This window comes from Pseudomonas sp. Z1-12, from assembly GCF_051132015.1.
GTDB classification, from domain to species: domain Bacteria; phylum Pseudomonadota; class Gammaproteobacteria; order Pseudomonadales; family Pseudomonadaceae; genus Aquipseudomonas; species Aquipseudomonas zanjanensis.
In genome coordinates this window covers 3,705,454-3,718,011 of record NZ_CP071647.1, presented here as the reverse complement: position 1 = coordinate 3,718,011, position 12,558 = coordinate 3,705,454, and the positions used below count along the sequence as shown (strand labels likewise).

The 12,558-nt window shown below is 64.2% G+C and carries 10 protein-coding genes; 1 reads left to right on the top strand and 9 read right to left on the bottom strand.

Annotated features, from left to right (window positions below; genetic code table 11):
• Positions 1–86 precede the first annotated feature (86 nt).
• Entirely contained in the window at positions 87–1,508 is a 1,422-nt protein-coding gene (locus J3P85_RS15710; RefSeq protein ID WP_250963370.1) for a diaminobutyrate--2-oxoglutarate transaminase, read from the top strand.
• A gap of 54 nt (positions 1,509–1,562) precedes the next feature.
• On the opposite strand, the gene J3P85_RS15705 is transcribed toward J3P85_RS15710, so the two are convergent.
• The 9 genes from J3P85_RS15705 to J3P85_RS15665 all read right to left on the bottom strand — a co-directional run bounded on the left by J3P85_RS15705 (position 1,563) and on the right by J3P85_RS15665 (position 12,551).
• Complete coding sequence (locus J3P85_RS15705; protein WP_434702302.1) at positions 1,563–2,516, bottom strand: MBL fold metallo-hydrolase; 954 nt, start codon at positions 2,514–2,516, stop codon at positions 1,563–1,565.
• 545 nt (positions 2,517–3,061) lie between these two features.
• The gene (locus J3P85_RS15700) at positions 3,062–3,598 is read right to left on the bottom strand and encodes a toxin-antitoxin system YwqK family antitoxin (RefSeq protein ID WP_434702301.1); all 537 of its coding nucleotides are present in this window, start codon (positions 3,596–3,598) and stop codon (positions 3,062–3,064) included.
• A gap of 13 nt (positions 3,599–3,611) precedes the next feature.
• Positions 3,612–5,621, bottom strand: coding sequence for a type VI secretion system tip protein TssI/VgrG (gene tssI, locus J3P85_RS15695; RefSeq protein WP_434702300.1), 2,010 nt, complete (start codon positions 5,619–5,621; stop codon positions 3,612–3,614).
• 3 nt (positions 5,622–5,624) lie between these two features.
• Positions 5,625–6,263: a YopT-type cysteine protease domain-containing protein gene (locus tag J3P85_RS15690; RefSeq protein WP_434702299.1), complete on the bottom strand. Its 639-nt coding sequence runs from the start codon at positions 6,261–6,263 to the stop codon at positions 5,625–5,627.
• A 25-nt stretch (positions 6,264–6,288) separates the two neighbouring features.
• Positions 6,289–8,832 carry a type VI secretion system ATPase TssH gene (gene tssH / locus J3P85_RS15685; protein WP_434702298.1) on the bottom strand — a complete coding sequence of 848 codons (2,544 nt, stop codon included), beginning with the start codon at positions 8,830–8,832 and terminating at the stop codon, positions 6,289–6,291.
• Position 8,833: 1 nt separating this feature from the next.
• Positions 8,834–9,859, bottom strand: a complete 1,026-nt coding sequence (tssG, locus tag J3P85_RS15680) for a type VI secretion system baseplate subunit TssG (RefSeq protein WP_434702297.1) — start codon at positions 9,857–9,859, stop codon at positions 8,834–8,836.
• Entirely contained in the window at positions 9,823–11,613 is a 1,791-nt protein-coding gene (gene tssF, locus J3P85_RS15675; protein ID WP_434702296.1) for a type VI secretion system baseplate subunit TssF, read from the bottom strand. Before tssF ends, tssG begins: the two co-directional genes overlap by 37 nt.
• On the bottom strand, positions 11,597–12,040 hold the full coding sequence (gene tssE, locus J3P85_RS15670) for a type VI secretion system baseplate subunit TssE (protein WP_434702295.1): 444 nt from the start codon (positions 12,038–12,040) through the stop codon (positions 11,597–11,599). Before tssE ends, tssF begins: the two co-directional genes overlap by 17 nt.
• A gap of 13 nt (positions 12,041–12,053) precedes the next feature.
• Complete coding sequence (locus J3P85_RS15665; protein ID WP_186704839.1) at positions 12,054–12,551, bottom strand: Hcp family type VI secretion system effector; 498 nt, start codon at positions 12,549–12,551, stop codon at positions 12,054–12,056.
• Positions 12,552–12,558: the final 7 nt, after the last annotated feature.

Sequence of the window (12,558 nt, the reverse complement as noted above, 5' to 3'; positions counted from 1 at the left end):
TCTCCCCGCGCCTGTCCTGCAACGTTCCGGATGTTTGTTTCCAGGCTGTTCGTTCCCTTCCAAACCCAGCCTCCATGGAGGAAATCATGAGTGCTTTTTCGAATGTCACAGCAGGTGGCGCGCAACAGCTACGCCTGTTGCACACCGGTCTGTCGAGTCCCTACTGCCTCGATTCGACGCCGCTGCTGGAGCGTCAGCAACAGCAGGAATCCAACGCTCGCAGTTACCCGCGACGCATTCCCCTGGTGCTTGAAAGGGCCCATGGCATTTATGTGCAGGACAGCCGGGGGCAAGTGTTCGTCGATTGCCTGGCCGGTGCCGGGACCCTGGCGCTGGGGCACAACCATCCGGTGATCGTCGAAGCCATCACCCAGGTCATGGCGGCCGGTGTGCCGATGCATACCCTGGACCTCATGACACCGGTGAAGGACGCCTTCGTCCAAGAAATTTTCGCTTGCCTGCCCAGCGAGTTCGCTCGCCACGCACGCATTCAGTTCTGCGGCCCGAGTGGGGCCGATGCGGTCGAGGCCGCGCTCAAGTTGACCCGTACCGCCACGGGGCGGCATTCGGTCCTGGCGTTCGAAGGGGCTTATCACGGGATGACCCTGGGCACGCTGGCCATCAGCGGCAACCTGTCGCCGAAAAATGCCCTCGGTGCGTTGATGCCCGGGGTACAGCGCCTGCCGTTCCCTCATGATTATCGTTGCCCGTTCGGGGTGGCCGGCGATCAAGCGGTCACGTTGAACGTGCGCTACCTCGAGCATTTGCTCAACGACCCGGAGAGTGGGGTGACCGCGCCCGCGGCGATGATCCTGGAGCCGATCCAGGGCGAGGGTGGGGTGATCGCCGCGCCGGATCGCTGGCTGCAGGAACTGCGTCGGTTGACCCAGGCCCACGGCATTCCGCTGATCGTCGACGAGATCCAGTGCGGCATTGCCCGCAGTGGGCGGATGTTCGGCTTCGAGCAATCGGGGATCACGCCGGACGTCATCACCTTGTCCAAAGCCATCGGCGGCGGGTTGCCGCTGTCGGTGATGGTCTACCACGAGTCGCTGGACGTCTGGCAGCCGGGTGCCCACGCGGGCACGTTCCGTGGCAATCAATTGGCGATGGCGGCGGGTACCGCGACCTTGCGCTTCATCCGCGATCAAGGCCTGGTCCAGCACGCTGAAACGATGGGCGCTCACCTGCAAAAACACTTGCAGGCACTGCAAAGCGAGTTCGCCTGGATCGGCGACGTGCGTGGGCGCGGCCTGATGCTCGGCATGGAAATCGTCGACCCGCAAGGTACTCCAGACGTACAGGGGCATCCGCCGGTGGATACGGCTCGGGCCAAGGCTTTCCAGCAGGCGTGCCTGAAACACGGGTTGATCGTCGAGCTGGGCGGCCGTCACGGCGCGACCGTGCGTTTCCTGCCGCCGTTGATCATCACCGAGCAGGAAATCGATTTTGTGGCGCAAATCCTGTTCCAGGCTGCGAGCACGATCAACGAGCGTCCCGCCGGCTGATCATCCGGTTCGGACCAGCGTCCGGTTTGGACGCTGGCCCGGCCCGACGTGTACTCAGTAGTCCCAGAAGGCCGCTATCCAGCGAAAGGCGTCGCCGTTGACCGCCACCCGGCCAACGGAGGGGAACGGCAGGTGAGTAGCGACTAGCAGCTCGCCGGATGCCGCCGCTTCCTGCATGAGGCGGACCCGAACACGGACCGATTCTTCAGGGTCATGTTCAAAGCCGTTTTGCCAGTCGGGGTGGTCGAAGGCCACCGGGAACAAGGCATCGCCGGCGAACGTCAAGCGCTCCTCGCCGGACGTTACGTGGACCACGCTGTGCCCTGGGGTATGGCCGCCGGTGCGCTTGACGACCACGCCCGGGGCGACCTCGTAGGTTTCCTCGAAGGTGCGCAGTTTGTCGTGGTAGTCGTTCATGAATTGCGCGGCGGTGGCGCGCAGTACGTCCGGTACCGGCGAGGGCATGGCGGTGAGGGAGAAATCCGGTTCGGCCCAGAACGCCACCTCGGTCGCGGCCACGTGGATCCGCAGGTCTGGACGCAGCCGACTCTTCACGTCATCGACCAGCAGCCCGCCAATGTGGTCCATGTGCATGTGGGTAATCACCACGTCGGTCACCGACCCCAGGTCGATACCGGCGGCGGCCAGGCGCTTGGGAAACTGTCCGGCGCGCGGGAAGCCGGGGAATTGGCCGCCGAGCCCGGCATCGACGAGGATAGTCTGCTCGCCGCTGCGCACCACCAGCACGTTCAGCGCCCAATCGAAGGCGTCCGGGCCCAGGAACATTTCCTTGAACCAGGCCGCGCGGGCGGCTGGATCGGCATTGGTGGACATCGTCGAGGTCGGCAGCGGCAGTACCCCATCGCTGACCACCAGCACGTCGATCTCGCCAATCTTCAGGGCGTAGCGCGAAGGGACCAACTCCTCGTACGAGGTCACGTGCAAGCTCATGGTTGAATCCGGATGCATTCCATCCTTGGCGGCAGGGGCGTTCAAATGCGTGGTCATGGTCGTTCTCCGATGGCTTGGGTCAAGGCTTAGGCGAGCACCGCCTCTCTCGGCATGAGAAAGGGGTGTCGCTGGAGAACGAGTCTGCATCCCGTCGAACCGCGCTCGATACCATACGTGGGTATGTTGCGCAGGCGCTTTAGCGTGATTGACCCCAGCAAAAGGTATGGGCATCCAGTGTGTCGGGGCGAGGGCGGCAGATGCGCTATGGATGCAAACTGACCCGCCGCCATCGCGAGCAAGCTCGCTCCCACATTCATTCTCCAGTGGACACAAAGTTTATGTCCAACACAGATCCCCTGTGGGAGCGAGCTTGCTCGCGAAGACGGCGGTACAGTCGATATTGATGCAAGCTGACCCACCGCTTTCGCGAGCAGGCTCGCTCCCACATTCACTCTTCAGTGCATACAAATTTTATGTCCACCACAGATCCCCTGTGGGAGCGAGCTTGCTCGCGAAGACGGCGGTACAGTCGATATTGATGCAAGCTGACCCACCGCCATCGCGAGCAAGCTCGCTCCCACAGAAAAAAGCACGGGGCAGGCTTATGCGGGGTCGTTCCAGCGCTTGAACCACCAGCGCAGCCGGGAGATGGGCTTGCCCTCGGCGTCCAGGGGCCGGCCGTCGTCGGCGTAGGCCTGGGCCGGTTCCAGCAGTTGGCCGTTGAGGTAGCGGGCTTCGACCGCCAGATTGCCGTTGGGGTGCAGGCGGCGATAGCGGCCATCGCGCACGCCGTCGCGATAGACCTCCGCTTCAGCCAGTTGCCCGTCGGGGAAATAGTTGTTCGCCTCACCGTGCAACAACCCGCGGCGATACGTGGCCTGACGCTGCAAGCCGCCTTCGGCCCCGTAGAAACTCGCCATGCCTTGCAACTTTCCCTTTACGAACGGCAGGACCGCCGAGACCTTGCCGTTAGGGTGATACAAGGTGCTGGTGCCTTGCAGTTCACCTTGGTTGTAGTTGAGCTTCGCTTGCGGACGTTGGGCTTCTTCGATCTGCAGCGGGCCGTCGAGCCGGCCATCGACCAGTTGCCCGTCCAGCCGGCTGTCGCCGCGTTCCAGGTCCAGTCTTTTCGTGGTCATCGTTGCGTTCCCATCAGTTGACCTTCACCAGGCCACCCTTGATGGTCAGCATGCCGCCGCCGTCCACGGTCTGTTCGGCGGCCGCCTTGTTCACCAGGCTGATGCCGGCGTCGTTGGTGAGGGTGGTGCCAGCCTTGTTTTCCAATGACGTCCCGGCCTGGTTGCTCAGGGCCGTACCGGCTTTCTGGCTGATGGAGGTGCTGGCCTCGGCCGCCAGGTCCGCGCCGCTCTTGATGGCGAAGCTGCCGCCGCTTTGCAAGGTCAGGGTGCCGCTGACCTTGATGGTCAGGTTGCCGTCCACGGTCAGGCTGTAGTTGCCGGTGACCTTGTGGTCGTAGTTGCCACCGGTGCTGTGGGTCTGGTCCGAGCCCACGGTGACGGTGCGGGTGTCCTTCACGTCGAGGCTGTCGCTGCCGGTCTGGATGGTGACGCTGCGCTTGCCCTTCTCCAAGGTGACGGTTTCGTCGCCGTCCTTCACCGTGCGGGTGCGGGCGTTCTGCACCGTGAGGGTCTCGTCGTGGCCGACGGTGGCGGTGGTGTCGTTGAGCACGTTGATGTTGAAGTCTTTCTGAGCCTGGAGAAACACCTCTTCGGCGTCCTTCTTGTCTTCGAAGCGCAGCTCGTTGAAACCGCCGCCGCCCTTGGACGAGTTGGTCTTGATCCCGGATTGGGTCTGGTTCGCCGGTAGCGAATAGGGCAGGGCATTGTCGCCGTTGTACACGCAACCGGTGACCAGGGGCCGATCCGGGTCGCCGTCGATGAAGGTCACGATGACTTCCTGGCCGATGCGCGGCACGAACTGGATGCCGAAGCCCTTGCCGCTCCAGGGCAAGACCACACGCACCCAACAGGAGGAGGTCTCGTCACTCTTGCCGGTGCGGTCCCAGGGGAACTGCAATTTGATCCGGCCGTATTCATCGGTCCAGATTTCTTCGCCGGCCTTGCCCACCACCACGGCCGTCTGGGTGTGCATGCGCGGTTTTGGCGTGATGCGGGCCGGTCGATAAGCCGTGGCCTTGGGGATCGCTTCGAAGCGGTTGCGATAGCTATCGTGGCTGGCTTCATGGCTGACCGACGTCACCACCCAATCGATATTCAACGTCGTGTCTTCATGGCCGGCGAGGGTGAACCAATACCCCGGCACCAGCCAGCGGCAATCGCTTTCGCCAACGAAACGTTTCTCCTGGCTGCGCAGGCCGTCCACCCGCTGTTTGGTCAGCGCGTCGCCCTGGGCCTTGGCGGTGTAGCCGCCCGGATGCTCATACATCGAACTTGGCCCGGCCACGGCTTCGGCCTGGCTGTAGAGCGAGGTGGTCGGCGTGGTGAACTCATAATCGGTGGCCTGGTAAACCCCGGCCACCGCTTGTAGGCACACCTGCCCCGAACGGATGCCGTGCAGTTCCCGCTCGCCCAGTTTTTGCCCGAGATAATTCACCGTCGGCCCATTGGGAATCGGTGCGAAGGCGTCGTTACTGTCGGCCAGTACCAGCGTGTGCTTGCCGGCTTCATGGCTGAAGAACCAGAAAATCCCGTCTTCTTCCAGCAGGCGCGAGACGAAGGCCAGGTCGGTTTCGCCGTATTGCACGCAGTATTCGCGAGGGGTGTAGCTATCGGTGAGCTTGAGTTGGAAGTCGGTGAAACCGTGGGCCTTGAAAATCGTGGTGACGATATCCGACGTGGCTAGGTTCTGGAACACGCGGTTGTTGCTGGCCAGGCTCAGCCACCAGAGCCAGGGGCGGAGCAAGAGTTGATAGCGCTCGGCGGTGGCGTCGGCGGGAAGTTGGCGGATCTCGGCCACCAGCCCATCCAGCGGGCGCAGCAAGGCGTCTTTGTGCAGGGTGGTGGTCACATGGCTGGCGACGGCGCTGGTGAGTGTCAACGAGGCGCCGTCGTTGATTGCGTTGAGAATGTGCGAGCCCAGTGCGTTGAGGCTTTCTTCTCCGGACAGCGATTCAGGATACAGCGCCGACACCGAGGTGGCGGTAAGGGAGAGGGTGGTGTTGCTGTCAGTGGAGCGGGCCATGGATCAGCTAAATCCCCAGAAACGATAACCTGTGGCGAATCCCTGGCTGTAGGCGGTCGCTACCGCAAGCAGGCAACGTGCGATGCCTTCACTGCCCTCCAGTTTGAACTCACCGAAATTCGGATCGAAAAAGACACAACTGCTGCTCTTTCCAAATAAGACCCAAGGCCTGTAGAAGGCTAGGGAATGTCCTCTCTTGGTGCCTTTGATGGACAGGATGGAATATCGGTGGCCTGAGGTCAGCACTAATTGCCCAAGGGCGAGTGCATCAGCGGCGAAACTTTGCTGCGCGTCCGGTTTTCGTTCTCCCAATGATGCCAACCCTCCAGTTTTCAGAGCCGAGAGTGTCGCTTCGGAGGGGGCGTCGGGAGAATCGCCCTTGACGTCCTTGTACTCGGTCTGGAAATCCGATGCCTGACGCGCGGTACGTTGTCCATGCAGCAGGCCTGTCGTGACGACCGGGTTCACAATTTCCTTGAGGTAGTCGTTACCTTGTTTCTTTGCGATCAACCACGCAGTGCAAACACCTCGACAGATACCTTCCCTGTTCTCGTGGACGAGGTTGATAAAACTGGACTGGCCGAAGTTGTAAATTCCTTCGCCATGTCCCTTGATGGCCTTGCAGATCGCTTCGTAGCTCATAATGCCTCCCTGGTCCGATCCGGTCCTATTCCAACACCCACTCCGCCAACTTCCCCGTCACCTGCGTCATCAACACATTCTCGACATCCCGTGCCCCCGCCGCGCTGCACTTGGCCAACACCGCCTTGACGATTCCCGCATCGAATTCGAACTGCTTGCCCGTCGCCGCCTTATAGCGCCCGCGCAATTTCTCCAACTTCGCCAACACAATCCCTTCCAGCGTCGCTTCATCCAGCGGCCGGTACGCCACCACCGTCATCCGCGCCAAAAACGCCGGGCGGAACGCTTGCAGCAGCACCTTGTGCAAGGCTTCGTTGAAGGCGTCGCTGCCCAGTTGCGCCACTGGCGTGTCCAACAGCAGTTCGGCGCCGACGTTGCTGGTGGCGAGCATCACGGTGTTCTTGAAATCCACCACCAGGCCGGTGCCGTCTTCCATCAGGCCTTTGTCGAAAACGTTGTAGAAAGCTTCGAGCACGTCCGGGTGAGCCTTCTCGATTTCATCCAGCAACACCACGGAATAGGGTTTGCGCCGCACCGCTTCGGTGAGCACGCCGCCGCTGCCGTAGCCGACGTAGCCGGGCGGGGCGCCCTTGAGTTGGCTGACGGTGTGGGCTTCCTGGTACTCCGAGAGGTTGATGCTGATCAGGTTGCGCTCACCGCCGTACAAGGCATCGGCCAGGGCGTAGGCGGTTTCGGTCTTGCCCACGCCGGTGGGGCCCACCAGCAGGAACACGCCGACCGGTTTCTGCGGGTCGGTAAGGCCGGCGCGGTAGGCTTGCAGGCGTTGGGCGATGGTGTTCAGCGCCGTGCCCTGGCCCATGACTCGCTGGCCCATGCGCTGGCCGAGGGTGCGCACGGCATGGGCTTCATCGGCGAGCATCTTGCCCACCGGGATACCGGTCCAGCCGGCGATCACGGCGGCGACGGTCTTGCTGTCGACCTGTTCGGGCACCAGCGGATCGTCCTGGCGAATGGCATCCAGGCCCGCCTCCAGGCGCAGCAGTTCGGCGGCCAGGTGGTCGATGCGATTATCGATCTCGGTGTCGGCTTTTTCGCCGTCGGCGCGTTCGCTCAGGGCGAGCAGTTCGCGCCGGGTGTCGAGCAGTTCGCGCACGGCTTCGCGCTCTTCGCCCCAGCGGGTTTCCAGTTCGCGGATGGCCTGCACGTTGCTGGTCGATTCGCTTTCCAGCAAGGTGATGCGCTCGCGATGATCCAGACCGGTGGCCTGTTCCCGACGCAGGCGTTCGACTTCATCCTTGAGGCTGTTCTGCCGGTGGCGCAGGCTTTCCAGCGGCGGCGGTACGTCGTGCTGGCCGAGGGCAACCCGGGCGCAGGCGGTGTCGAGCACGCTGATGGCCTTGTCCGGCAACTGGCGCCCGGAGATGTAGCGGTGGGACAGCTTCACCGCCTCGTGGATGGCCGCGTCCAACACCTGCACGCCGTGGTGCTGTTCCAGTTTGCTCGCCACGCCCCGAAGCATTTCCACGGCAGTGAGTTCGTCCGGCTCCTCGACTTGGACCAGTTGGAAGCGGCGGGCCAGGGCCGGGTCTTTCTCGAAGTATTTCTTGTATTCCAGCCAGGTGGTGGCGGCCAGGGTGCGCAGTTCACCCCGGGCCAGGGCTGGCTTGAGCAGATTGGCCGCGTCGCTGCCGCCCTCCGCACCGCCGGCGCCGATCAGCGTATGGGCCTCGTCGATGAACAGAATGATCGGTTTCTCGGCGCTGCGTACCGCGTCGATCACGCCCTTGAGGCGTTGTTCGAACTCGCCCTTGACCCCGGCGCCGGCCTGCAACAGGCCCAGGTCGAGTACACGCAGGGTGACTTCCTGCAACGACGGCGGCACATCCCCGGCGGCGATGCGCAGGGCCAGGCCTTCCACCACGGCGGTCTTGCCGACGCCGGGCGCGCCCACCAGGATCGGGTTGTTCTGCCGGCGCCTGAGGAGGATGTCGATGCACTGGCGGATCTCGCCGTCGCGGCCGACGATGGGGTCGATGCGGCCGTTGCGGGCGTCGGCGGTCAGGTCCTGGGTGTACTGGTCCAGCACCGGGTCCTGTTTCTGGGGGACCTCGCCGGGTTTGGCCGGGCGTACGCCACCGACATGTTCACGGGAGCTTTCGGTCCATTCCAATAGATGGGCACGCAGGGCATCGCGGGGAATGCGCAGCAACGACGAGGCGCTGTTGAGCAACAGGCTGCGGCGCTCGTCACGGTCCAGCAGGGCCAGCAGCAACAGCCCCGAGCGGATGCTGTCCAGGCCCAGCACACTGGCCTGGACCACGGCATCTTCCAGCAGGCCGATGGTTTGCGCCGACAGGGCGGGCGTACGGGTGCTGCCGGATTTGAACAGGTCCAGGGCCTTGTTGGTTTCCGTTGCCACCGCGTCACGTTCCAGGCCGAAGCGCGGCAGCAGGCAGGCGAAGTCACCGCCTTCGATGTCGAGCAACTCCAATAACAAGTGTTCGATTTCCACGTAATGATGGCTGCGCTGCATGCAGCGTTGTGCAGCCCGTTCCAGGGCGCGGCGGTTGTCCGGGTTGAGGCGTCCGATCAGGCTGGCCAGTTCCATTTCAGGCGATCTCCGGCTGACGAAGGCGAGTTTCGATCCGTTGCACGGCGAGGGTTGGCTGGCGTTGCAGGCCACCGTTCCAGTTCAACCGTGGCGCGGCCTGGCGGTCCAGTTGCAGTGGGCCGGTGCCGCGGATCAGCAGCACCAGGGTGCAATCCAGGTCAGGGCCGAAGTACAAGGCGTAAAGGCTGGCGAGCAGCGGATGGGCTTCCCCGGTGGGCAGCAATCCACTGGCCTGGGCTGTGCTCAGCGGGCCGAGGGTCAGGCGCACGCCGGCATGTTCGTCCCAGACCCGGGTACCGGCCACGGCGTTGCGACCCAGGCGCAGGTTGCGCCCACCCGGTTGCAAGCGGCTACGGCTGGCCGGCGGGATCTCACGCCAGCCACCTGTGTAGGCGCTCAGCTCCACGGGCAAGCCGAACTGTTCACGGACAATCGCCGCGAACCCCTCCAGGGAGCGCCGGCCATCGGCATACAGCGCGGTGCAGGCCAGGACCGCCGAGTCAGGTGCGGCCTGGCGTTCCTGCAAGGCCTTGGGCAGCAGGCCGGTCAACGCGCGCAGTTGCGCGTGTACGGCGGACGCGCCAGGCGCCGTGAAACCGAGGGCGATGCGATGTTTGCGCATCACCTTGTACAGCAGGCTGAGCAGGCGATGCTGGAACAGGTCGAGGAATTCCGCCGGGGCATGGTCCTTCGCCCGCGCCCGTTGTTGCAGCCATTCCTGATAGGCGTAGGGCAGCGGGCCGTCCGGGCCGCCGAGGCCGAAGATCGGTGTGGTCAACGTGGGCGGCAGGCCGGGTTCCTGGCCCAGGCTCTCCACTTCACTGGCGGCGAACAGCGGCGTCAACGGCCCACGCAGGCGCAAGGCTTCGGCGTGCGGCGCGGTGCCGCTGCCCAGGGGGGCGGCCTGGGGATGTTCGCGCTCGAGCAACAGCAAGGCCTGGAGCCATTCGAAGCGTTGCGGGTCGCGCCGCAGCCGTTCGCTCAGGTTCAGAGCACCAGGGGTTTGCCGGCTTGGGGTTGCCATGTCTTCACCTCCTTGTCGGACTGGACCAGCACGGTGCGCACGAAGCGATTGGCGGTGGCGTAAAGGGAAAAGAACTGCGCCAACACGCCGGAGAACAGCACCGCGCTGCTGCCGACGAAGTGTTGCGGATCCAGTTGCAGGCGCACCTCCAGGCCGTTTCGCCAACCGCGCCAAGCGTCTTCGCCAACATGGGCGATGACCCGCTCGCAGCCCAGTCCCGCGACCCCTTCGATCTGACGGTGGGCGCTGGCTTCGTCCCGCAGGTTGTGCAATTGGAGAATCTCGCGCAGCGCGTCCAGTGCCTGGGGGCCTTCGACCAGCGAAAGATGATTGAGGGTCAGTTGCGACACCAGCCGCCAGCGCGACTCACCGTCCAGGCGCGGCAGGCTTTGCGGGCTGGGTGGGTTGCGCAGGCGCGCCCAGGCCACCGGCCCCGGGCGCTCGAAACCCAGGGGCGTGCCGGCCGGCAGGCTTTGGGCCAGGTGGCGGTTGGTGCACAGCAGTTCGGCGGTGAGGCTGTAGTCGCGAGTGTCGGCCAGCGGGTCGAACTGCGTGTCCACCAGGCTGATCATCAAGTCGGTGCCCAGTCGGTTCGGGCTCATGCCGCTGACCCGGCGCGCATGCCAGTAGCAAGTTTGGTCGTTGCCATGCTGGCTGCCGTAATAGGCCGGCACTTTGCGCACGCCCTGGCTGGAGATGGCGCGCATGCCCCGGATGCTGTGGATCTCGACGCTGTTTTCCCGATGACTGTCGGCCACCAGCCGGTACTCGCTACGGGTGCCGTCCGGGCGCAGCGGTTCGGACGTGCGGGGAAACAGGTTGATCACCGGCGTGCAGCCCAGGGTGATGTCGCTGGCCTGGAGCGGCAGGCGACTGCTGGGCGCGCGGTCGAATACGATGTACAGGTACAAGGACTGGCTGTCACTGGTGGCGCCGGCCAGGGGCAAGTCGAAGAAGCTGAATTTATCCGGAAAGGCAAAGTATTCGGCCAGCAGGCGCATGCCGGGGTGCACGCCGTCTTCGTCTGGCAGCAAGACCTGGTCGCTGGCGAAGCCGACGATCTGCGGCAGGCCAGCCAACGGTTCCGGCACGCTTCCCGGCGCGCCGGCCAAGACCTTGATGGCGTGGGCGCCCAGCAGATCGTACAGCCCGGCGTTGATCATCGGTGACGCCGCCAGGTGCACCCGCAGCGAGTCGATCCCCAGCGCCGACCACTGGCTTTCCCCCAGGCAACGCAATTCCAGGCGCAAGGCCGAGCGGGCCTGGACCACGCCGGTCAATGCCTGGGCTTCATCGCTGCCCAGCAGCAATGCTTCGCTGACCTGTACCGGCCACAAATGGACAGTGGCGGTGGTGCGAAAGTGAATGCTCTGGCCTTTGTCGGTGGTGACGAACAGCGGCGTGTCACGGGGCAGCGGATAGCCCTCGTTCAGGTTGCCTTTGCTCGGGTCGGGTTCGAACTGCACGATGGCGCACGACGGCAAGGGCCGCATGGCCAGCGGGTAAAGCTGTTCGAGCAGGGCATCGCTGAATTCGGCGTAGTCGTCGTCCAGCCGCCGTTGCAAGCGCGCGGCCAGCAGGGCGAATCCTTCCAGCAGGCGCTCGACATGGGGGTCGGGGCACTCTCCGGGGGACAGCTCCAGGCGCCGGGCGACCTTGGGATAACGCTCGGCGAACAGGTTCCCGGCATGACGCAACCAGGTCAGTTCGCGTTGGTAATAGTCCAGCAGTTGCGGGTCAATCGAGTCGCTCATGGCGCACCTCAAGGCCGTCGCCGGCGTGCTCGATGACAAAGGCTACGGGCCAGGCGTGCAGGTCGCCGCGCAGCTCGCCCGACAGCCGTATGCACAGTTGTTGCGGATGGCCTGGCACCGGGCAGACCTCGATCTCGCCCAGGCGCAGGCGCGGTTCGAAGTGGGTGATGGCCTGGCGGATTTCCCGGGTCAGTTGCCGCCGGTCATCGCTGCGCTGTTGTTGCAGCGCGGTCCAGTCGGCGATGCCGTAGTCGAGGATGCTCGGGGGTTCGGTCAGCGTCCGTGGCCCGCGACGGGTATTGAACAGGCGCGACAGCTCGGCGTGCACCGAGTCTTGCAGCGCCTGTCGGTCGAACGCCCGCCCGGTATCGTCCGCCAGGCTGGCCAGGCGTTCGAACAGGGGCGGGCGCAGCCCGAAGCCAGCCATGGGCACGGCTTCCTTACTTGGTCATTTTGTTGGCGGCCAGGTCCCAGGTCGTGCCGGCCGTGCCTTCCTTGGTGCCGTCGTCTTTCTGTGCGGTGAGCTCCCATTTGATCTTGGTGAAATTCAGCGACAGGGTTTCCACGGGTTTACCGCCGGTGCCGCCGCTGACACTGACGTTGGACAGCACGACATTGGTCAGGGTATAGACGATGAAGGGCATGATCTGGCCGCTGCCTTCGGCGGCGTTGCGGCCGATGGTGACGACGGCTTGCGGGATGGGCTTGCCGGCGCAGCAATATTCGTTGAGCGACGGGGTGGAGCTGTCGATGAATTTGGTCAGGGTGAATTCGCCGATGTGGGGCCGGCCGGAGGTGCGCTCCGAGTTGCTGACGTCGTTGGTGACCTGCATGGCCACGTTATGGCTGTAGGACATGACCTCGATCTTGTCCGTGAAACCCTCCAGCAGGCTGTCGCCCTTGATGTCGCCGCCGAGGTCGAGAATGATTGCATCCATTGTGTGG